The organism is Vibrio sp. 05-20-BW147 (genome assembly GCF_013369385.1).
GTDB classification, from domain to species: domain Bacteria; phylum Pseudomonadota; class Gammaproteobacteria; order Enterobacterales; family Vibrionaceae; genus Vibrio; species Vibrio floridensis.
This window is the reverse complement of record NZ_SZTO01000001.1, coordinates 223,037-246,102: the sequence shown is the minus strand read 5'-3', so window position 1 is coordinate 246,102 and position 23,066 is coordinate 223,037. Positions and strand designations below refer to the sequence as shown.

General features: G+C 45.6%; 18 protein-coding genes. 9 read left to right on the top strand and 9 right to left on the bottom strand.

Translation table 11 applies throughout. The annotated features are described in order from the left end of the window. Window positions 1–19: 19 nt before the first annotated feature. Complete coding sequence (gene helD / locus FC652_RS01100; RefSeq protein WP_176297148.1) at window positions 20–2,092, bottom strand: DNA helicase IV; 2,073 nt, start codon at window positions 2,090–2,092, stop codon at window positions 20–22. Between the two features lie 207 nt (window positions 2,093–2,299). Here helD and yccS point away from each other — a divergent pair, with 207 nt between their 5' ends. From yccS to FC652_RS01080, 4 genes are all read left to right on the top strand, one after another. Continuing rightward, window positions 2,300–4,453 carry a YccS family putative transporter gene (gene yccS / locus FC652_RS01095; RefSeq protein ID WP_176297147.1) on the top strand — a complete coding sequence of 718 codons (2,154 nt, stop codon included), beginning with the start codon at window positions 2,300–2,302 and terminating at the stop codon, window positions 4,451–4,453. A 246-nt stretch (window positions 4,454–4,699) separates the two neighbouring features. Beyond that, window positions 4,700–4,861: a hypothetical protein gene (locus FC652_RS01090; RefSeq protein ID WP_255199112.1), complete on the top strand. Its 162-nt coding sequence runs from the start codon at window positions 4,700–4,702 to the stop codon at window positions 4,859–4,861. A gap of 81 nt (window positions 4,862–4,942) precedes the next feature. After that, entirely contained in the window at window positions 4,943–5,236 is a 294-nt protein-coding gene (locus FC652_RS01085; RefSeq protein WP_176297196.1) for a hypothetical protein, read from the top strand. Window positions 5,237–5,315: 79 nt separating this feature from the next. Next, window positions 5,316–6,575 carry a hydroxymethylglutaryl-CoA reductase gene (locus tag FC652_RS01080; RefSeq protein ID WP_176297146.1) on the top strand — a complete coding sequence of 420 codons (1,260 nt, stop codon included), beginning with the start codon at window positions 5,316–5,318 and terminating at the stop codon, window positions 6,573–6,575. A 94-nt stretch (window positions 6,576–6,669) separates the two neighbouring features. On the opposite strand, the gene FC652_RS01075 is transcribed toward FC652_RS01080, so the two are convergent. Continuing rightward, window positions 6,670–6,936, bottom strand: a complete 267-nt coding sequence (locus tag FC652_RS01075; RefSeq protein WP_176297145.1) for a hypothetical protein — start codon at window positions 6,934–6,936, stop codon at window positions 6,670–6,672. Between the two features lie 347 nt (window positions 6,937–7,283). Here FC652_RS01075 and FC652_RS01070 point away from each other — a divergent pair, with 347 nt between their 5' ends. After that, on the top strand, window positions 7,284–7,532 hold the full coding sequence (locus FC652_RS01070) for a YgjV family protein (RefSeq protein ID WP_176297144.1): 249 nt from the start codon (window positions 7,284–7,286) through the stop codon (window positions 7,530–7,532). A 94-nt stretch (window positions 7,533–7,626) separates the two neighbouring features. Here FC652_RS01070 and FC652_RS01065 read toward each other — a convergent pair whose 3' ends face one another. Continuing rightward, window positions 7,627–8,049 (bottom strand): VOC family protein, encoded by a 423-nt coding sequence (locus FC652_RS01065; protein ID WP_176297143.1) that lies wholly within the window; start codon window positions 8,047–8,049, stop codon window positions 7,627–7,629. 29 nt (window positions 8,050–8,078) lie between these two features. Beyond that, entirely contained in the window at window positions 8,079–8,507 is a 429-nt protein-coding gene (locus tag FC652_RS01060) for a VOC family protein (RefSeq protein ID WP_045622767.1), read from the bottom strand. A gap of 242 nt (window positions 8,508–8,749) precedes the next feature. Here FC652_RS01060 and FC652_RS01055 point away from each other — a divergent pair, with 242 nt between their 5' ends. Together FC652_RS01055 and ylqF are read left to right on the top strand one after the other, a co-directional pair. After that, window positions 8,750–10,279 (top strand): DEAD/DEAH box helicase, encoded by a 1,530-nt coding sequence (locus tag FC652_RS01055; RefSeq protein WP_176297142.1) that lies wholly within the window; start codon window positions 8,750–8,752, stop codon window positions 10,277–10,279. Between the two features lie 173 nt (window positions 10,280–10,452). Next, window positions 10,453–11,397 carry a ribosome biogenesis GTPase YlqF gene (gene ylqF / locus FC652_RS01050; RefSeq protein ID WP_176297141.1) on the top strand — a complete coding sequence of 315 codons (945 nt, stop codon included), beginning with the start codon at window positions 10,453–10,455 and terminating at the stop codon, window positions 11,395–11,397. 53 nt (window positions 11,398–11,450) lie between these two features. Here the strand turns inward: ylqF and FC652_RS01045 are convergent, their stop codons facing one another. Continuing rightward, window positions 11,451–11,999, bottom strand: coding sequence for a GNAT family N-acetyltransferase (locus FC652_RS01045; RefSeq protein WP_176297140.1), 549 nt, complete (start codon window positions 11,997–11,999; stop codon window positions 11,451–11,453). Between the two features lie 166 nt (window positions 12,000–12,165). Here FC652_RS01045 and FC652_RS01040 point away from each other — a divergent pair, with 166 nt between their 5' ends. Both FC652_RS01040 and FC652_RS01035 read left to right on the top strand, forming a co-directional pair. Beyond that, window positions 12,166–13,290 carry a fatty acid desaturase gene (locus FC652_RS01040; protein WP_176297139.1) on the top strand — a complete coding sequence of 375 codons (1,125 nt, stop codon included), beginning with the start codon at window positions 12,166–12,168 and terminating at the stop codon, window positions 13,288–13,290. Between the two features lie 244 nt (window positions 13,291–13,534). Further along, on the top strand, window positions 13,535–15,427 hold the full coding sequence (locus FC652_RS01035; RefSeq protein ID WP_176297138.1) for a sensor domain-containing phosphodiesterase: 1,893 nt from the start codon (window positions 13,535–13,537) through the stop codon (window positions 15,425–15,427). 82 nt (window positions 15,428–15,509) lie between these two features. Here the strand turns inward: FC652_RS01035 and FC652_RS01030 are convergent, their stop codons facing one another. From FC652_RS01030 to FC652_RS01015, 4 genes are all read right to left on the bottom strand, one after another. After that, entirely contained in the window at window positions 15,510–15,743 is a 234-nt protein-coding gene (locus FC652_RS01030; RefSeq protein WP_176297137.1) for a hypothetical protein, read from the bottom strand. A gap of 137 nt (window positions 15,744–15,880) precedes the next feature. Beyond that, entirely contained in the window at window positions 15,881–17,542 is a 1,662-nt protein-coding gene (locus tag FC652_RS01025) for a response regulator (RefSeq protein WP_176297136.1), read from the bottom strand. Between the two features lie 10 nt (window positions 17,543–17,552). After that, on the bottom strand, window positions 17,553–19,319 hold the full coding sequence (locus tag FC652_RS01020; protein WP_176297135.1) for an EAL domain-containing protein: 1,767 nt from the start codon (window positions 19,317–19,319) through the stop codon (window positions 17,553–17,555). Next, entirely contained in the window at window positions 19,316–22,864 is a 3,549-nt protein-coding gene (locus FC652_RS01015) for a transporter substrate-binding domain-containing protein (RefSeq protein ID WP_176297134.1), read from the bottom strand. The genes FC652_RS01020 and FC652_RS01015 overlap by 4 nt, the downstream gene beginning before the upstream one ends. Window positions 22,865–23,066 lie beyond the last annotated feature (202 nt).

Here is a 23,066-nt window from a genome sequence, read left to right as displayed (position 1 = left end):
TCTGTTTCGAAAGAAGGGTTTAGCTATTGTGCTTCACCACTGGATAATCGTTTTCGAGCAGTTCTTGCACAAAACCTGATCCAGAACCGCTGTGCGTGATCCACACCTTTTCTTTCGCTCGAGTGAGTGCAACGTAGAAAAGCCGTCGCTCGTCAGCGTAAGCAAACGAATCTGACGATTGCGTCAATGCACCATCTACGTGCAACTGTTTTTTCTTGGTCGGGAACTGCCCTTCATCCACACACAGTATGATCACATAATCCGCTTCTTTGCCTTTACTGGCATGACAGGTCATAAAGTTCAGCGTAAGATTTTTGAAGCGTTTCACCCAATCTTCATACAAATCAGGTCTGTGATAGTGATTGCGTCCCAACAGCAGCACGGTTTTGTTCTTGTCTGATTTTCTATCCAACTGATCAAGGATTTTTTCCACCGAGTTGCTTGGTGCCGTATGCACCGCCTTTTGCTTCTGCTGTTTGTAACTGTCTAACGTTTTGCGCAGCTGTCTCGGGTTTTGTTGAATAAAACGGTTGGCCACTTCGCCAATCATATTGTTGAAACGGTAAGTCGTGTCGAGGTGATGTACCGTTGAGTGCTCAAAGCGCTGTTGAAAGCCGGTAGTTAAGTCAACATCCGCCCCAGCAAACTGATAAATGGCTTGCCAATCGTCACCGACGGCAAAAAGTGATGCGCCAGGCTGCTTATGGGTTGTCTCGCAGAGTGCTTCAACCAAAGCCAGCCGATCGGGTGAAATGTCCTGATATTCGTCGACCATAATGAAACGCCAAGGAGAGACAAACTTCCCTTCTTTGACGTATTTCGTTGCACGACTGATCATGGTTGGAAAATCGATCTGCTCGGTCTCTTTCAGCATTTTTTGCCATGCGCTGAAGCAAGGCCAACACAGAGACAGCTCGCTGTTTAAGCGCGTGTAGTCAGGCAGTTCCACCAATCGCTCTTGGATCTCTTTCTTACTAAAGCCCAATGAGGCAAATTGAGTGAGCTGCCTGTCTAGCCAAGCAATCAGTTTGGGGTTTTCTGATTGGCTGCCCAACTCATCATCCCCAGTGAGGTAGGCAATTGGCCATTTGGTTAAATGTTTTTGCCAACGTTTGAAGTTGGTTGGGGTCATCCAGTGTTTTTTCAACCAATCGACACACCACGCCTGACGTAGCTTGTCATCCAACGCCACTGGTGAGATTTCAACAGGCCGAGCTTCCACTTGGTTAATAATGGATAGACCAAGCTGGTGAAACGTTGAGACATGGGCATTTTGCGCCGCAAGGCCGATTTTATCGACCAAACGCTGCTTTAACTCTTGAGCAGCTTCACGACCAAACGCCAGCAGTAACATCTGATCATCCGTTGCTTGATGACTTTGTAGAAGATAGGCAACGCGAGCGGTGAGCACGCTTGTTTTACCTGAACCTGCCCCTGCTAAAACCAAATTGTGGTCATCATTGAGGAGTACGGCATGTTGTTGAGAAACATTGAGAGGAGAGGATTCAATTTGGTTGAACAACACTTCCCAATTACGACGCTCTTGCTCCAACCAAGTTAGATTGCGCGCTTGTATAGCCTCTTCCCCTTGCAACAGCCAACTTGCCAAAGCTGCAACACGCTCGGGTAAGCGTTGTTTCGCTTCGTCTAACGTCATGTTCATCGTTTGAAGCTGTGCATGGACATCGCGAATCCATGTATCCACTTTAGAGTGAGGCAAATAGGCAGGTAAATACTCTAAGCGATGCAATTCCTCTTCCCACAATGGAAGGTGTTGGCTCAGTTGGCGACATTGCTGATCGTGCCACTGTTGGTATTGTTCCACGGCGTGCCGTGCAAACTGTTTACATTCAGGCCAAGGCAGCCCTTGAACCAACCAACTCTGCTGACGATGACCATTGGCATGGGCAAAAAACTGCAGTGAGCCCCAAAAAAGGCCCCGCTGAATGCTTACCTCTCCGTTCCAAACCGTAAATGGAATGTGTTCCTCACTGCCGACAGAAACCAACAGCAGTGAGTGTCCCTGCAATTCAACATGGTGGTACTCTTTTTGGATAAAAAACTGGGCAGTTTTGTTGGCCGTTAGCAACATCGAACACTTTCTCTTGCTAGGGATTCAAGGGTTTGAGGTTTATACCATTTTGTAGCCGGAAAATGTAGCCATTATTCCTGTCGAGACGGCGCACACTGGAGAAATACTAAGCATCCATGACTTTTTATGTGTCCAAGTCATATTGTTGCTGGCGGATTCTGCTACACTGCCGTTTCATTCACTTCTGCCAATTTACACAGGAAAACCGTGAACTTACGTTTTAAACTGCGCCATTTTTGGGCGAATAAAACCATTAGTTACAGTGTGCTGATTCTACTCACCTTACTGGGAGTCGTGGTGCCTGCTTGGTACTTTGGCCAGAGCACCTTAATAACACCACTTATCCTTGGCGTTATTGCCGCGGCATTGGCAGAAAGTGATGATAGCTTCAGTGGACGGATCAAAGCCCTGTTTTTAACCTTCCTCTGTTTTGCTATCGCGGCGTTTTCAATCGAACTTCTGTTTCATACCCCGTGGCTATTTGCGATTGGGTTATTTGTCTCTACTTTTGGTTTTATCATGCTTGGCGCACTCGGTCCCAAGTATGCCAGTATCGCCTTTGGCTCTTTGCTTATCGCCATTTACACCATGCTTGGGGCGCATCAAAGCACCAATATATGGTTTCAACCAGCACTACTACTATCGGGCGCAGCTTGGTACTATTTCATGTCGATGGTTTGGCAAATCATCTGGCCGATGCAGCCTGTGCAACAAAGCCTCGCCAATGTGTTTAGCCAGTTGGCTAACTATCTCGATGCAAAAGCACAGTTGTTTCACCCTGTGACCAACATGACACCTCAGCCAATGCGTATCACGGCAGCAAGCCTTAATGCCCAAACGGTCAACGCACTGAACAACTGTAAACAGACCCTGCTGACTCGTTCAAAACGCGGTCATATTGATGGCCCAAGTGATCGCTTTCTCAATATCTATTTCATCGCCCAAGATATTCACGAACGAGTCAGTTCCAGCCACTATCGTTACCAAGATCTTGCGGTTGAATTTGAACGATCTGACGTGCTTTTTCGCTTCAAATACCTATTGGAATCACAAGCAAGTGCATGTCGAGAAATTGCAGAGTCGCTGCGATTAGGTAACGAGTATAACCACAGTGCCGATTCCATTCTCGCCTTGGCAGAGTTACAAAATGCGCTCGCTTTCCTCAAAGATCAGAAGAATCCCAAATGGGCACATTTATTGAGACAGCTAAATTATCTTTTCAATAACTTAGCAACGGTCGAAAAGCAGTTTAATAACATCAATAATCCCGACGCAGAAAAACTAGAAGAAAACCTTCTCGACGATACAAACCCGCATACCTTGAAAGCGATGTTTCTGCGTATTAAGTCCAACTTCAATAGAGATTCTATGCTCTTTCGTCATGCTATCCGAATGGCTATCGCGCTAACGGCAGGCTATGGCGTTCTTCAAGGCTTAGGGATTGAGCGTGGATACTGGATACTACTGACCACGCTGTTTGTTTGCCAACCCAATTACAGTGCGACTAAACAAAAACTGATCGCTCGTATTGCCGGAACCTTTGCAGGTTTATTGATTGGTGTGCCATTACTGACTTTCTTTCCTTCTCAAGAAAGTCAGTTAGTTTTTATCGTGATTTCTGGTGTGCTCTTTTTCGCATTTAGAATCAATAATTATGGTTTTGCCACCGGTTTTATTACCCTGTTGGTACTGTTCTGTTTCAACCAACTCGGCGAAGGCTACGCCGTTGTGCTACCACGCTTGGCCGATACCTTGATTGGCTGTGCATTAGCGGTTGCCGCAGTGGTGTTTATTCTTCCTGACTGGCAATCTCGCCGATTGCATAAAGTGATGTCAGACGCGATAGATGCCAACAAGCAATATTTGCTGCAAATCATCGGCCAGTATCGAATTGGTAAAAAGGATAGTCTGGCTTATCGTATTGCCCGAAGAAATGCACATAACCACGATGCCAACCTTTCGTCTGCGATCAGTAACATGCTGATCGAGCCAGGGAAGTATCAGACAGCGGTCGATGAGAGCTTCCGTTTTCTCACTCTTAATCACGCCATGTTGAGCTATATTTCAGCATTGGGGGCACATCGCACTCGCCTAGACGACGAATCGACTCATCAGTTGGTGTTGGATGCACACAGAACGATTCACCAACATCTGGAGACGTTACAGTCACAGTTGTACAACCGTTGTAACAACTGTGATCTAGACACGAGCAACGCGGCCGATCTAGAAAAGCGCCTGAGCGAATGGCGTGAAGATGATGAAGGAAGCGCGCGAATGGTGCTGCAGCAGCTCCATCTCATTTATCGCATGATGCCCGAACTCCACTCTCTGGCCAGTAAACTGGCGGTTCGCATCCAATAACCGTCGTTTTGTAACTGTGGGGCTATTTGGGACCTATCAACCAAGCGATTAAATCTCAGGCAGGTCATTGGACCTGCCTATCCTCCTCATTCCCGTTTTATTTTCCCTTGCTGTTTTACCTCTGCCTGACATTTTTCGGACAATAAAACAGCGTTCAACACGTATATTGGCGATCATTCAGTCGATGTGATGGACAGCTTCGTTATGGATGGTGACAAGAAGAAGCGTTATAAAACGGTGATCAACATGAAACAATCTGACTTTGAGAGACTTCGCGAAGAGCTAAAAAGACTCTCTCCGCTACAACTTCAACATTTGCAGGGTGACATTCAACTTGCTTTAGTAAGAAAGAATAACGACATTTTAAGCCTTGAAGAGCGAGATGCGCTGGCAAAATTGTTCGTCTAACTCTTCTCTCAGGTAGCATAGTTGTCAGCTTTGTCAAATAAGACTATGCTTACGTTAGGTTAACAAATGAGCAGGTTATCGATGCCAGTTTCCTCCATCCAATCCGGCTATCAACTCATTCAGCAATCCAGTAAGATGGCCGAAGAAGCTGCGTTGGAAGTGAACCAAGCAAACGGAAATCCCACCTCTGATGAGCTTGCTTTTAATCGTGTCGAATTTGACCGCAAACCTGAAGAAAAACCCACTCAACCACCCAAAGATCACAGCGAAGCTTTGATGAAACTGAGCCAAGCCAACAGCTATAACCGTATTGGTGCGAGCGTTATTGAACGAAACAACGATGTGATTGGTAGTCTATTGGATATCCAAGTGTGACCATTTGTTACGCTTACCACCTTGTTTACTCTTCCTGATTCAGTAGAATCGGCGCTTCCTTTTTCTTGCTGACAGACTTATGCCCGTTAAAACTACTCAAAATAAAAATATTCATACCGCACTTCGCTGTCTAGATAGCGCGCAACAGATAGAGCAAAAACTCAACCCTAATTACGCCCCACCAAAACGTACTTTACCCAAAAGCCCTTTTATTAGCGATAAAACTCTAAAGAAGCGTTGGGATGTGGTGAACTGTCATGCCACTCAAGACCAATTATTAGATCAACATACTCTTGAGCACATGGCGCTCTATCAGAAGAACATTGAGCACTTTGTTGGTACGGTAAAAGTCCCCGTTGGGTTAGCTGGACCATTGCGCGTCAATGGCCTGTTTGCCAGCGATGATTATTTGATCCCCCTTGCTACGACAGAGGCCGCTTTGGTGGCCTCCTATTCACGAGGGGCCAATCTTATTACCGCAGCTGGCGGAGCAACGGCCATGCTGGTGAATGAAGGAGTGACACGCACCCCGGTATTCGCGTTCACTAACTTAGTCTCCGCGGGTCAGTTTGTCGCTTGGGTGACCACCCACTACGAGCGTTTTAAGCAAATCGCCGAATCCACGACTTCGCATGGTACGCTCAGTGACATCAACATCAACATGGAAGGCAATCATGTTTACTTGATGTTTGAATACCAAACAGGTGACGCCTCTGGGCAAAATATGGTGACAATCGCGACCAACGCCGTATTTCAGTCAATATTGGAAACCTGCCCCATCGACATCAAAGAAGCCTTTCTAGATGGCAATCTCTCCGGGGATAAGAAAGCAAACAGCAAAACACTGACAAGCGTCCGTGGGAAAAAAGTGATCGCCGAAGTGACCCTTTCCCGCGAGATGGTTGAAAAGTACTTGCACACTACGCCTGAAAAAATGGTCAAATTCGGTCAGATGACGACGACGGGTGCAGCATTGAGTGGCGGAATTGGTGTCAATGCCCATTACGCCAATGCGTTAACGGCACTCTATTTGGCTTGTGGACAAGACGCCGCTTGCGTGGCTGAATCAGCCATTGGCATTACCCGGATGGAACTTACCGCCGATGGGCACTTATATGCGAGCGTTACATTACCAAATCTGATGGTCGGAACCGTTGGCGGCGGCACTGGCCTACCAAGCCAAAAAGCCTGTTTAGACATTCTACGACTGTATGGACAAGGCAACGCGCGAGCATTGGCTGAAGTTTGTGCTGCACTTTGCTTAGCCGGAGAGCTTTCGATTGTTGGTGCTTTTGCCGCTGGACATTTTTCTCGCGCGCACCACAAACTGGCTCGCTAAAGCGACAGTCTCTCAAAACAGCTGTTTCTCACGGCTTAATTACTCTCAATTAAGCCGTGAAGCACAAACACCCAGACGATCAACCTTTTAGCGTTCAAAGAAAAGCCACGATGATCACCACAAACGCTGGCAATAAAGAAAACCACTTATGCCCTTTTTCTTTGCACTCCCCACGATGACACATGGCAATCTGAATCGGGGCTGAAAAAAACATCACAATCAAATAACTCACTGCATAGGTATGCCCGGCTAAAATAAGAAAAACCGCATGCAATACGATGTGCAATAAAGCATAAGCCTTTTCTACTTTCATTTTTACGATCAATAACAGCGAAAACAACACAGCAATCAAAATAGACATATAAAGACACTTGATGATAATAATTCTCGTTAGCAATAATAGATGAGCGATATCTCTCTGTCCAACTATCGTTTCAATAGGCAGGAGAAATAATGTAGCACCAAAATTCTGCCATTCTTATTGAGCGTATTGATAGTTCTGTACGTTGCGTTTTTCTTTCTAAACGTTTGCGTAATCGCTAACCTTCTCTTAACCTTGAATTGAGGCTTTCATCACGGATTTTCCATTGATATAGTGCACTTAACGAAAACAAAATTAGACCATTCGAGGCATGGAGCTTCCTCACTTATCTCAAGAAGAGAAGAATTGGTACCGACATATTCGGCAAGATTTAAGAGGGTCAAATTATGGAAATGAATATGGTTGAAATTCTAGGCTACGCTGCTTCAATCATGGTAGCGATTTCGCTAATGATGAAAGATATCGTTCGTCTACGCGTTTTAAACTTCATCGGTTGTGCACTATTCACAGCATACGGTCTGATGATTGACGCATGGCCAGTTGTGGTAACAAACGGCTTCATCGCCTGCGTGAACATCTACTTCCTAGCGAAAATGCAACAGGAAAAAAAAACTCTAACGCCTGAACAAGCATAACAATTTATATTGTATGTCTTTATTTCGTAAGACTTTTTAAACATTATTTTTTTGAAACTGTCTCCCATGTGGAGACAGTTTTTTGTTGTAAGCATCAATCAAAATTCTCAGGTTTTAGCTCAACCGTATTGCCCTCAGGATCGGAGAGGTAAATGGAACGGCCAAACCCCTGCGCGCCATAACGATTGGCGAAAGCTTCCACCATCACCCCGTGTTGAATGAGAAAATCGAGAATCTCTTGCTCATCTTTAGGGGTAATTTGCAAACAGAAGTGATCCAGATTTCGCCCTTCTTGCTCGGGAGCTTTGCCGCCTTGTCGCCCGAGCTTGCTGTCCACCGTAACCAGATCAATCAGTGCACTGCCTGCTCGCAACTGAGTTAAACCAAACTCGGCCACTTCACGCTCAACAACACAACCTAAAATATCGCAATAAAATGCCAGCATCTTGGGTAGATCCACCACCCGCAACACAATGTGATCAATCGCTTGCAACTGAATTGGCCTCGCCTTCTCCATGACGTTTCTCTCCTTTCTGCTATTTTTAGTTATAGCGTGTAATCGTTTTTCAGATCATTTTCTTGACTAAAGTACTCAACAAATTCGAACTGGAAACCATGATCTTCGAGATAGTAAACGCTCTTGCGATGTGGATGATCGCCACCCCAATGATCTAAAGCGTAGCCCGCTAACGCGAGTCGTTCGACCACCGCATCCACATTGGGTACCACGATACCAATATGCTTTACCCCCGTGAAAGCCGTTGTCCAATTCGCAGCATCCCCCTCTCCACCAGTGCTGATGGCGATATAACTGTGTTCATCGCCAACATGGAACCACTCGATCGCGCGGCCAAACCAGTTGTCCAACTTTCCCCCGCCACGCACTCGCCATTCGGGAATCGCACTGGTTAAGAAATGAATGGTTTTCTGCGCATCAACCACTGACATGTTGGCGTGTTCTACATAGCTTTTCATCATTTTGCTCCTTGCACTTAACTGACAAAGAACAGCCTAAAACCTCAAGTTAAATTGAGGTAAAGCACGAATTTAAAGACGAAAACAGAAAAGAGAGATCGATCACACAAAGATTCCCAAATGACGGATTTCGAGAAAGGAGAATTATCGGTTGAAGTCCCCCCTTAAAAGCCTCAGAATGTCGCACTTTTGGCCGATAGCGAAATCGTCGGCCCTGACTTTACTAATATAGAGAATCATACATGGGTTTTACCTCCTTAGGTCTGTCTGCACCAATCCTTAAAGCTATTCAGGAAAAAGGCTATGACACCCCTTCTCCCATCCAATTGCAGGCCATTCCTGCTATTTTAGAAGGCAAAGATGTCATGGCGGCGGCACAGACAGGAACAGGTAAAACTGCGGGCTTCACGCTGCCTATTCTTGAACGTCTGGCAAAAGGGCCACGTGTGCGTGCAAACCACATTCGTGCCCTTATCTTAACGCCGACCCGCGAATTAGCCGCGCAAGTACAAGAAAACGTCTTTATGTATGGCCGCCACTTGGACTTAAACAGTGCGGTGGTGTTTGGTGGTGTGAAAATCAACCCACAAATGCTGCGCCTGCGTAAAGGTGCTGATGTATTAGTGGCAACACCAGGCCGCTTGATGGACTTGTACAGCCAAAATGCAGTGAAGTTTGATCAGCTCGAAGTGCTGGTACTGGACGAAGCCGACCGCATGTTGGATATGGGTTTCATTCGTGATATCCGCAAGATTCTGGCATTGTTGCCAGCAAAACGCCAAAACCTGCTGTTCTCAGCCACGTTTTCTGACGAAATTCGTGAACTGGCAAAAGGCTTGGTGAACAACCCTATCGAGATTTCAGTTAACCCAGCCAACTCAACGGCTCGCACCGTAGAGCAATGCATCTACCCAGCAGACGTAAAGAAAAAGCCAGCGATGCTTGCCAAGCTGATTAATGACGGTGACTGGCAACAAGTACTGGTGTTTACTCGTACCAAGCATGGCGCAAACCGTCTAGCGGCTTTCCTTACCGATCAAGGCCTGACTGCTGCCGCTATCCACGGCAACAAGAGCCAAGGTGCGCGTACCAAAGCGTTGGCGGATTTTAAATCAGGCGAAGTTCGCGTGTTGGTGGCAACCGACATCGCCGCACGCGGTATCGATATTCCTCAGCTTCCTCAAGTCGTAAACTTTGAGCTTCCAAAAGTGGCGGAAGATTATGTACATCGCATTGGCCGTACTGGCCGCGCGGGTGAAACGGGTAAGGCAATTTCTCTAGTATGTGCGCTCGAAGCGCCTGAACTGTTTGCCATTGAGCGTTTAATTCAAGAACTGCTACCTCGCAAAGCGCTGGAAGGTTACACGCCAACCAACGCAGTACCAGAATCTAAACTGGATACGCGCCCAATTAAGCCGAAAAAACCGAAGAAGCCAAAGAAACCGAAAGCACCTAATGCGGAAGCAGCAGGCAGTGAGGCGAGCAGCAAAGGCAGCCAAAAGGCAAAAACTGCGGACAAACCTCAAGGGCAAAACCGTGGCAATGGCAAAGCCAAACGTCAGTTTTCTGCACCAAAAGAAGGTAACAACGATTCAACCAACAAAGGTAAGAGACCAAATACAAAGGGCTCGAAACCTGCGAACAACGCGAATGGCAAAACAAACGGCAAGCCAAGTCACGCCAAACCAAACAGCGCGAAAACTGGTAACAGCAAGCCTGCCAATGGCAAGCCTTCGGCTCAACGTCGTAAGCCACGTCCACAAAACGCATAAGCTATCTGTACATCAAGAGCGCCACTCGTCAGTGGCGTTCTTTCTCACCCTTCATCCTATCTCCATATAATGATAAACTTAGCGGCTATGGGCCCATCGAGCCTAAGTACTCAGATGAATGAATTTAATTGTCATTAAAGGCCACATTTCATTTAAAAAAGGTAAATATTCAAATGGTTAACAACTCAATTCAATGGTTTCCAGGGCACATGCATAAAGCCCGCAAAGAAATAGAAGAGGCCATTCCACAAGTCGACGTTATCATTGAAGTGCTGGATGCACGTATTCCTTTTAGTAGCGAAAACCCTTTGATTTCAAAAATTCGTGGTGACAAGCCCGTTGTTAAGGTGCTTAACAAGCGCGACTTAGCCGATCCTGAACTCACTCAACTTTGGATCGAGCACCTTGAGCAAGAACAAAACGTGAAAGCAATGGCGATCACCACCTCTCAAACCCAAGAAGTTCACAAAATTCTCGAGCTCTGCCGTAAGTTAGCACCCCATCGTGAAGAGGTAGGTAAAAATATTCGCACCATGATTATGGGTATTCCTAACGTAGGTAAGTCCACTATTATCAACACACTTGCAGGTCGAGCAATCGCGCAAACCGGCAACCAGCCGGCAGTGACTCGTCGTCAGCAACGCATCAATCTGCAAAATGGCATTGTGTTGTCCGATACTCCTGGAATCTTGTGGCCTAAAGTAGAAAACCCACACAGTGGTTTTCGTTTGGCGGCAACGGGAGCAGTGAAAGACACGGCTATGGAATATGATGAAGTGGCCTTTTACACGGTGGAGTACTTAGCAAAGCACTATCCAGACAAGCTGAAAGAACGTTATCAAATCGAACAACTACCGGAAACGGATGTTGAACTTATGGAAGAAATAGGCCAACGTCGTGGGGCATTAAGAGCCGGAGGACGAGTCGATATTCATAAAGCCAGTGAAATTTTGCTCCATGAGCTTCGTAGTGGAACTTTAGGCCAAATAACACTCGAGCGCCCAGAAATGATAACGACAGAGCTAGTTGAAGTAGAGCTTGAAGCAGAGCGTCGTGCTGAAGAGAAAGCGAAAAATAAAGAGGAGCGCCGCAAACGCTACCTGCGCAACAAACGTTAATTATGAGAAGGGATGCTGAAAGAGCATCCCTTTTTTATTGGTGCAATGTCCTCTCAGCTATGCACAAAAGCAACGGCAAGCCCGGTCGTTAACGCGTCCGCATTTGGCCATGTAATGACTTTCTCCACGACAATTTCTCCCGAGAGATCTTCTCTTTTCCTGATATCAGCGACTTTTCCGCCCATATGTAGATAAAAATCAATTGCTTCGGTGTTGGATTCGCTCACTTGCAAGTAAAGACCTTTGTCACTGAAATAATGCTGATGCCATTCTGCTATTTGTTTAAGTAACTGCCTTCCTATCCCACGATGCTGGAAAGCATCATCTACATACAAAGAGTCAATATACGTACCCAACTCAAAATCATGATTGCCAAATGCGCAAATGAAGCCAAGCAATAACCCTCCTTCTTCAGCGAGGACGATATGCTGTCCAAAAGGCGGGTTTGTTAAGCGAGTCTGCCATAGTAACAACTTCTCGGCGGACACCTCATTTGCCAGGTATTGATCACTCAAGATGCCACCATAATGTGACTTAAGACTATTTGCTTGGAGCAGAGACACCCGCTCAAAATCGCAATAATTCGCCACTTTAAAATCCATTTAAAAGTCCTTATCGCTACCAATCTGCATATATTGTGGAAGTTAATACTACACTTATTGCACCTAAAAAGGGAAACATTCCATTCACATATTTGTTTATAAGTTTGACTTACAACTGTACGCTGGATATTCTAGCGTACAGTTGTTAGCTTAAACGAGGTGTACTTTGCAACAATCTACCCCCCCTCTGATCTGGTTAAACATAACCATTTTTGGCCTGTCTCTGTTTCTCGCTCTTTTGGTGACCCCATGGTATGGATGGCAACATGGTTATGGAACCGAGCACCTTATTTGGCTTTTGATCACATTTAGTTTTACCAACCTTTCCATCACCGCCGGATACCATCGTCTTTGGAGTCACAAGACCTACCAAGCGAAAGGGATTCTGCGAGTAATCTACGCCATCGGTGGCGCGTTTTCGCTACAAAATAGTGCTCTGCATTGGTCATCCGATCACCGCATGCACCATAAGTTTGTCGATCATCACGACAAAGACCCTTATTCAGCGAGCCGTGGATTTTGGTTTTCCCACATTGGCTGGATGCTTCGCGACTATAATCATGACACGTACAATGACTACAATAACTGCCGTGATCTACAGAAAGACAAGGTGGTGATGTGGCAGCACAAATACTATATCCCTCTCGCTATCGCGACGAACTTAGGCATCCCTCTTGTGCTTGGCTGGTATTATCAAGACATCATCGGCATGCTACTAGTGGTTGGTGCGTTGCGGTTAACACTAAGTCACCACTCAACATTCTTCATCAACTCTCTAGCTCATATTTGGGGAAAACAAACTTTCACCGATAAAAACAGCGCTAGAGACAATGGCTTTTTGGCGGTGCTAACCTTTGGTGAGGGCTACCACAACTTTCACCACATTTTTGAAAATGACTACCGTAATGGTATTTACTGGTGGCAATACGACCCAACAAAATGGCTGATAAAAGCCTGTTCGTGGATTGGCTTAACGGGCAATCTGCGTTTAACTCCCCAAATTAAAATTGATAAAGCAAGAGCCGCTACACGTCTTAAAAATGCGCTAAGCAATATTGGCCATCGAGCTGACCAAGAAACATTGAAACAACACTTGCAAACCGAGTTTGATAGCTTAGTGGTCACCATGAAAGACTACTACGATACCAAAAAACAATTACTTGATAGTAAAAAGCAGAAAGCCTTTAAAACCTATGAAATAGCGTTGCTAAAGATTCGTTATAAGCAGATCAAAGCGGATCTGATGAGTCGTCAGAAAAACTGGATAACGCTCACCGCGCATTACGCCTAGTGGGGAACTAAACCAATAAGTACCCGTGTTTTTCACTCATCCAAATCACGTGCGTTAAGACGACATCTTTTTGTAGACGAATCATGCCCCTCTAATCAGCCTCCACTCAAGGAGGCTGATTTGCGTCTCAAACGGTAGTCATTTTTCTGCGCCCTAGTTACCGCCCCCGTTAACCTAGCCTATACTCAACGGTATGCTCAAAGCATTACACTGTGTTTTCTGAATCGATGGAACGACAAAGATCATGGCAATAATTGATACCTCACAACTCACGGTACCTGAGTCAGTGATAAATAGCTGGCAAGAAATTGTTGATTTAGTTGCAAAAATGACACAATGTCCGGCGGCGTTGGTCATGAGAATTCACGAGACTGACATAGAAGTCTTCTCCAGCAGCCGAAGCGAAAACAACCCCTACGCGCAGCACGCCAAAGACTCCCTTGGTCACGGGCTCTATTGTGAAACCGTGATTAGCGAGCGACGCATGCTTAATGTGCCCAACGCTTTGGCCGACCCCAATTGGGACAGCAACCCTGATATTAAACTCGGCATGATTTGCTATTGTGGACTTCCGGTCTTCTGGCCCGATAACACCCCCTTTGGCACCATTTGTATGCTCGATAATCACGAACGGTACTTTGATGAAGATTCGCTATCGCTGCTTGGTCGTTTTCAAACTGCCATTGAAGGCCAACTAGACATGCTGTATCGGAAGGAAGAATTGGCACAGCTTAACCAAGAGCTAGAAGCCAAGGTGGCGGAACGAACCAAAACGCTCGCCGATTTAAGCAGCCGCTTACTGACTGAAGTTGAACAACGTACTGCCGCGGAGACCCACCTAGATTTTCATCTCCACTATGATCCTTTAACCAAGTTACCTAACCGAATTACCTTGGCTGATGATTTGGCAAAGCAGATTAAAAAACTCTCACACGACGAACAAATTACGCTGGTCTACTTTAGTTTGAAAAACTTTAAGTTCGTGAATGCCAGTTATGGTTACATGTTTGGCGATCAAATTCTCTCTTCACTCAGTGAGCGCCTGTGCCACAAATTACCGAAAGAGTGGAAACTGGCACGCATTGTCGGGTCGGATTTTGTTCTATCAGCTCGCCATAAGCGCAATCAGGAAACACAAGAGGAGGTGATCGAACGGGTGATAAAAGCCTGCACCCAACCTTTCATGGTTAACGAGATGAGTGTGAACCTGCAGTGTAATCTCGGTATTGCCTTAGCACCTATGGATGCCACCGATTCGTTTAGCTTGATGCAGAGAGCTTGCTCCGCTATGAGTGTGGCCAAGAACCAAGGTTTGCAAGCCTCCTATTTTAACGTCGCCGCTCAGAAAGAAGCGGAAGAGCGCTTACTACTAGAATCCCACCTATCTGATGCACTAAAGAATCAAGAGATGCAAGTCCATTTTCAGCCGATCATCTGTTTGAAACAAGGTGGAAAAGTTATCGGTGCGGAAGCGCTGCTGCGTTGGAAAGCCGCTCAACTGGGATCGATTTCACCCGATCGCTTTATTCCATTAGCAGAAAGTAATGGCCAAATTATCGAGATCGGTTATTTTGTTCTTCACCAAGCCCTCAAACACGCCGCTGAGTGGCGTAAACTCTCATCTCACTCCTTCAAAATGGCGATCAATATCTCTCCGATTCAGTTTCGTGAACCCCATTTTGTTCAGCATCTTCAAGATATTATTGAGCTTTATCAACTCCCGCCTCAATGTGTTGAACTCGAACTCACCGAAGGTATTTTGCTGCAAGATGAAGAGTACGCCCAAGAGGTACTGGCTCAGTTACGTCACTATGGTGTCAACATTTCACTGGATGATTTTGGTACAGGCTACTCATCATTGAGCTACTTGCAGAAGTACGCGTTTGATACGCTAAAAATTGACCGCAGTTTTATCAACCAACTAGAACACAAACAACACAATCGCGAGTTGACACGTGCCATTATCGCGATGGCGCATAAGTTGAACATGATGGTGATAGCGGAAGGCGTGGAAAACCACTTTCAAGAAGACTTTATCCGAACAGAAGAGTGTAACTACGCTCAAGGCTTTCTCTATGGAAAAGCGATGTCACCAGCGGAATTTGAGGATTTTTTATTGAATCACGAAGGCTTCTAAACCGCACTTTAAAACTAAGCTGCAGCCTATTAGCCATAGGCTGCCCTGACAAATCGACGAAAAGAGTCCAACGCAGGATAGTTTAGTCTTCAATGACCTTGTGACCACAACGCTCACATACTAAGTGGCGCGCAAACTCATCCATGGAAGCGAGAAAGGCACCAAATACTGCACTTTTTAGAAACCCAGCAATAAACTCTTTTCGGCTACGCTGGGGATCGCTTTTAAAGGCGCTCGTTTTTCTCACCAGCACAACGACATGGGGTGTTTCTGTTTGACAATGTTCGCAATAGTGATTCTCTATTTTGTGTGACATATGCACTCCTACAACTTGCGACCCAACACCCATCAAAAAATACCACAAGTGACGAATCGTAACTATGGTTAGCTACTGACCCATATCACAGATATATGAAATTGATATCATTATTGCATTTGTCTTCGGTGAACAAACTACGCCGGTTCGGTGACCATGTATTGTCGTTCATGCTGCTGCTTTGCTTTTTCCCACAGCGTTTCATATTGAATTTTTTCTCGCTCTTCTTCCGACATCAACTGACGAATGGTGACATCACACTGCTTCATTATGACGTGGATTTCTTCTATCGCAGTGGTCTCGGATCTTTTGGGCCAGTAACGCGATAAGATGGTTATGATCTTGGTACAAACTGTCCTTAATGTTGGGCTACGAGCTAAGATCTGTGCATAAATTTCGTAGAGTTTTTCAATATCTTGCTTGTGTTCAATCAGCGCCTTGTATTGATCTTCCAGCCATTCAACTTTCTCCTGACCTTGACGCTCAAGTGCTCTTGCCATCGCTGTTTTGCTGGCCAAAATGGTTTCCATCTCGCCACCGAGTAAACTCTCTTTACACCAAATAATGCAGTGAGAAAACTCGCTATCAAAGCCCATTGCATTGAGTAGCCAAGTGAAATGGTAGCGATCGTAAAAGTGCTCAAAAGGTTTAGTTCGGTAGAGCTGATTCAGGATCTCAACGGCAACACGGTACTGCTTTTCTTCAATCGCGATATGCGCAGCAATCAGCTGAAACTGGCTATCTAGCTCTTCATCCAAACTGCAATCATATGCTTGCTTAAACAGTGATTTTGCCTCTTTCAACCAACGTATTCTCTCGAGAGGCTCTGCGTCATTGAGTGCGTAAAGCAGTGATCGGATATGATTCATCCGCATAAAATGATTATTGCGAAATGTTTCTTTATTGACCTCGCTATAGAGGCGGAAGCGTTGTAACGCTGAGCGTGTATCCCCTTCACTGAGGCACAAGTTGGCAATCACCAGCTCACGTTCAGAGTTGCCCGGCACGATAGAACTGGCCACTTTGAGATGAGATATCGCATCAGGCACATCACTGTTCATCAAGCTGAGGTTCGCGGCCTCAACACGCACGGTGGTGTTGCTCGGCATTGAGGAGACGAGTTCATGTACCAACTTGGTGGCCTCGGTCATTTTACCGGTATGGCGCAGTGCATTAGCTAGGCCCACTTTCGCCCAATCGAGTTCCTTTTTCTCTAGCGTTTGTTCATACACTTTCTTCGCTTCTTCAAACAGTTTCAATCGTGTCAGGAAGCTACCTCGAAACTTTTGTATCAGGAAATAGTATTCTGGATGAAAGGGTTCCAACTCTTCACACAAAACCAATCCTGCTTGCGAATCTCCCGCTCTTTCTGCAGCGTAAAGATTTTTGAGGATTTGTTTACGCAGTACCGCGTTTTCTAAGCGGGTTTGCAAAATACCGATGTTGAACGGTTTTAATATGTACTCATCCGGTTTGAGCTCAAGAATGGAATGCACAATAAAGGCGGAACTTTCGCCTGTGACGAGAATAAAAACCGCATCGCTTTTTAGCGCTTTGTAATGCTTGAGCTCTTCAAAAATCTGTTTGCCGTTCATCCCTTTGCCAAAGTTATAATCACAAATGAAGATGTCGAATTTCTCTCGGTTTGCTTTAAATACGGCCGATTTTGGGCTTTTACTGAATTGAATGTTCGCTTCTGAAAATCCAAGCTTAAGAAGCATACCTCTTAAGCTTGTGATAACCACAGGGGCGTCGTCGATGATCAGAACTTTAAGCTGTGAAAAATTGTGTTTCGCCATGATACCTTTATTAATCAAGTGTAAAGAATCGTACCAATTCCATGGCGGATCTTATTCCTAGTTTTGTTTGTACGCGGGTTTTGTAGGTACTTACCGTTTTTTGGTTGATATCCAGTTGGTTTGCTATCTGTTTATTGCTCAATCCTTTGAATAACATCTGAGCAACGGCCAACTCACGTTCCGACAGTTGTTCCAATTGGCTTTGCTGGGCTGAATAGTCGGTTTTATCCAATTTGGTGTCAGCAACAATATGGCTCACCGTATCGACCAACGTGCTTCCTTTTGACAGTATCGTACTACCTGATTGCAGTTGGGGTAATTGCACTGACTCAGCATCAGAATGTTCTGACAATAGGATCATCCGCCCCTTATATTGTTCATCAATACCTAAAATCAGTTCGTTTTCACTCACGTCTGAGGCAAATCTGATGTCCATCAATACCAAGTTGATAGGATAATCGCGCAGCTTTTTGATCGCTTGATCGAGACTCGACGCCAATCGAACTTGACTCACGCTTTCTTCTCGCTGCAACTGCTTTTGCAGTGCAATGGCACTGACCTGACAGTCAGCGATGATGAGCGCGCAAATACCGCCTTCAATACTCTCTTGCGTCAGGATACGACTTTGATTTTTAGCATATTGTTCACTCAGTTCAGCAATGGGTAATGGCGGAGAAGAGTAGTAACCTTGGCAAGTATCCACACCCAAATTTCGTAAATATTGCCATGTCTCTTCATCTTCAACACCTTCCACCACACAGTGCAGACCCAACGATTGAGCCAGCATAAGGCACATTTTGGTCAGTTGTTGGTGTTTGTAGTTGGTCACCAAATCGAACACAAAACCTTTGTCGATTTTAAGTTCATTAAATGGCAGTTTTCCGAGCTGGCTCAATGATGCGTACCCGGTGCCAAAATCGTCGATAGAAAGCCCAACACCATGCATTCTCAAGCGCGCCAAGTTCGCCAGTGAGATGGTCGTCCCGTTGTAAACTTGATCTTCAGTGAGTTCTAGGCTCAAACGGTTCGGTTCAAAACCATAGTGGTGACAGAGTTCGATGACTCGGTCACACATCGGCTGTTGTAGGTTATTTTGACTTATGTTGACTGACAATTTGAGGTTATCGCTCATACTGGCAATAGCGCTGATCGCTTTCTCAAGTACTCGCCAGAACAGTCTGTCCATCCAGTTGCATTGTTCGATAACCGGTAAGAATGCCGCTGGTGCCAGCAATCCATATTGGGGGTGCTTCAGGCGAACTAGCGCTTCTACGCCCACCATCGCCCCTGTAGCAAAGTCATATTGTGGCTGATAGAAATTAAATATCTGGTCGTTTTCAAAGGCGAATTCCAGATCTTCGCAACTCACTTGAAAGTCGGTCTTTGGCACCACTAGACGCTGTTTTGACAAGGTATAGCTGTTGATGACGTTAAAAAGCGCTTCCATACTGAACGGCTTCTTGAGCACGTCAACAAACGGAAACCGAGCCAAACTACACATATTCCTCGTGAGTTCCAACACGGCGTCTTCCACCGCACTCAGTATGACAATCCCTGGTTGGTAGCCTCTTTCGCTCAAAATCGTGAGTAGGCTAATCCCATCCATCTCTGGCATGTGAATGTCACAAAAAATGAGTGCGAAGGTGTTCTCTTCACAAAGCGTTAGTGCATCTTCACCGTTTTCTGCTATTTGAATGTCGCTGTAATTGAGCGAACCGAGCTTCAGTTTGAGGCTGGTTGATTGAATCCTTTCATCTTCTACGATCAGTATCTTCATCTTTCCCCCCTCACCAGCCCATCAAGCCACGTGGTTGCTTGCGCTACGACACTACGCATCGCCATAATCAGTTTCTGTTTTTCTGCCTCTATCTGAGACAGGTCATTTTGCTGTTCTACACTTTTTGCTAATGCTGCAAGTTCATTTAACATCAGCGCACCGGCCGCGCCTTTGACACGATGAGCAATGGACGTAACATCTGCATCTGCATGGAGTAACTGTTCGATATCGAAGCTAAACGACTCTATCACCACATTGGCCATTTCTTCGCGTTCTTCCTCTCGATACTCATCAAGCCACGTTGCGGTAGGTTCTTCCTGCCCTTGTTGCTCTGGTAAATACTTCGACAACACTCGGAACAAAATAGCCAGTGAATAGGGCTTGTAAATGACCTTATCCATGCCCGCTGAGTGCGCTTTTTCGGCCCCTAAACGCGAATCTTCCGCCGTGCAGCCGATCACCGCTTTGCCACTAAAACTGCTGACCTGTGCTTTCACCTTTTTGGTGAGCTCGAAACCATCCATTTTTGGCATGTGACAATCCGTGATCAAAAGGTCAAACCTGTCTCCACTCTCGATCAAGCGCTCATACGCCTGCTCTCCGTCGGCAACTGCCACACTCGTCACACCGATTTCGTTTAGCTGTTTTTGCATCAACAAACGGTTAATCGGTTCATCATCGACCACCAGTACGTGGCCGACAAGCTGACCGACCGATTGAATCACCTGAGCTTGAGAGGCATTCTGCTCGTTTTTCAGTAACTCTTGGAGCAGGAGATCAGGGTACAAATTGCCTTGTTCCGACGCCAACATATCAAACAAAACACTGTTCAGCGCATCGTCTCGTACCTTTACGTTCCAGCAATACAACCAAGAGCATATACGCTCGTCACCATAGTAGCTTTGCTCAACTTCAAATCCAGCGTTAAAAATCTCACCTTTTATTGGCAACGTTACATCGATTTGGGTCCCTTTGCCGAGCTCACTTTGGCACTCAATATCACCGTTCATCAAATCAAGCAAACTCTTGACGATCGACATTCCCAAGCCAGTTCCACCAAATCGACGAGTGATGGTACTGTCAGCCTGCACGAATGGCTGGAATATGGATGTCAATTGCGACTGCGTCATGCCACACCCCGTATCGGTAATACGAAGACGCAAGCTCTCTGCATTGGTGATAATGTCGACCGAGATTTTCCCATGCTGAGTAAACTTAATCGCATTGGACAACAAATTGCTGATGATTTGATTCACTCGCAACGCATCAAAATGCGCATCCACTATTGCTGTAGGCTGCCAGTTTAATTCAAACGCTAAACCTTTCACCTGTGCGCTTGCCTCGAAACTTCGTAGCACCGGACCAAACTCATCCATCATTCGATACTTTTCGATTTCCAATTGCAGCTGTTTGGCTTCAATTTTTGAAAAATCCAGAATCTCATTCACTTGCAAACTCAGTCGACCCGCTGACTGAATTGCGTTGTTAATGAGCAGCTGGTTTTCCTGGCTTTGTGTCCGGCTAGAAAGGAGTTCCAATAAGCCAACTAACGCAGCGATAGGGGTGCGCAACTCGTGGCTCACCACTGCCAAAAATTGACTTCTCGCTTCAACCGCTTGTAATGCAATTCGATTTGACTCACGCAATGCTAGTTCCGAATGCTTCAGTTCAGAGATGTCATTAAACAGCGTTAAATAATGGGTCATTTCACCATTTTCATGCGTAATGGCTTTTCGGGTAACAAGATAAAAACGCTCTCCCATCCCACAATCACTGGCGGGGACTTGGATGATCTCTTCAAACTCACGTGCCCCATATTGCGCGACGTTTAAAAATGAACAGGTGTATTTGACCGTTGTGCAGCCTCTTTCTACGCATTGTTCTGAGCTTTGTTTATAAGCGTGGTTTGATAACACAATCCGACCTGACGAATCGGAGATGTAAATCATGCTTGGAATGGTATCAAGGAGTTGAGTCAGCCAAGTAATTTGGTTCTGCGACAACTCCACCACTTTTTCAGTTTTTCGGAGCGAACTGCGCATACGACTCCACCACAACAAGAACAGCAACGTCATTAGCAGCACAAAACATAACCCCATCAAGGCATAAATAATCACTTGCTGCTTGTCATAACCGAAACTGAGGGTGACTTTTCGGTAGGCCGCTTGGATGGTTTCAATTTCATGGGGAGAAAAAGTATTTAGCGCGGAATCAAGCATATCCTTAAGCACTGGATCGTCTTTCCTCACCACCATCGCAATGCTAACGTCAAACTTCTCATCGAGATGATTTTCGAGTGGTTTAAAATAGTCTCGATGGTCATCAATCAACAGTTGGTTGATCAAGTCACGGTTCATCAGAACATGGGTTACTTCACCACTTTCCAGCAAAGGCAATACCGTTTCCAATGAACGGAAAACTCGAATGTTTTTATACTGCGAGTTGATATCAAGATAGGAGTAATAGTTACCCGTACGATCGAGCACTGCCATGTGTGGCTTCTGATACTTTGCGGTGGTCTCCACCATTTCAAACCTAATTTTGGTGTAAGGCGCTGTGACCCAATAATCACGCTGGTCTACTTCTTCGATGTTGCGCGCAGGCAACAAGTCCACCAAACCATCCTCAAGCATTTGCTGGACATCTCGCCCATTTGCGGGCACATACTCGAAGTCAAGGACACTTCTCATACTGATGCGATTCAGTAGGTCGTGCACGTAGCCTTTCACTTCACCGTCGCCGTCACGATAAGAGAGCGGGAATGTCTCTTCTTCAATCGTATAACGGATAACTTGTTCGCGCCCTTCTTCAAATAACAATCTCAGACTGGCTTGATCGTTAAGAAAGTAGATATCTTTTGAATGAATGCGGCCTCGCGTTAAACCACGCTCTTCCGCCAAAATCAGTTTATCGATGATCGATTTTAGTTGCGTCTTGTCTTTGGTAAACAGGACACGGTTAATCTGAGTACCAAGAGACTTATCAAAGATCACTTTGCCTTGAGTCACCTTTTTTTCACTCAAATAGTGACTCAATGAAACGTAATTGCTGATCGTTGCGTCTGCCAAGCCTTGCAAGATCATTTGAGCCGCGGCTCGATAGTTTTGTGCGGTCATGATGTTTTGATAGCCTCGTTGGCTCAACACTTCACAATAAGACGTTTTTTCAACGCAAACCCACTTTAGTGAGTTCAGTGGCTCATTTTTCAGCTGTTGATCGCGAAGCCAAATCACACGAACGTTTTTATAAAGGGGTGACGAAAACAGGTAGTCATTCGCCCTTTCAGGCGTCTTGCCAAATCCAATGACCATCTCGACCTCACCCTCTTTTACTCCCTGCAGCAACTGGCGGATACTGTCGTAACCTTGATACTCAATTTGGACGCCTAACTCACGAGCAAAACTCATCGCATAGTCGTGATGAATTCCTTGTGGCGCAAGACCCATGCCTCCCCAATACGGCAGCCAACCACCACTTAGAACACCCACTTTGAGAACTGGATGGCTCGCCAAGTAATCTCTGTCTGCTTTGGAAAGATAATCCATAGCAGAAACAAATGAACTTAGCAGGCAACACAAAGCGAACGTGATGATTCTTAAAGACAAAGCCGACTCTCTCAATATTCAAATTTTGGGGGGATGAAGTGTAACGATAGCGCACGCCCTGCACAACAATTAAGCGGTTTTCACTTATTTAATTTTTATTTATAAATCATCATGTTATTTAAATGTAGGAATAATCTGACAA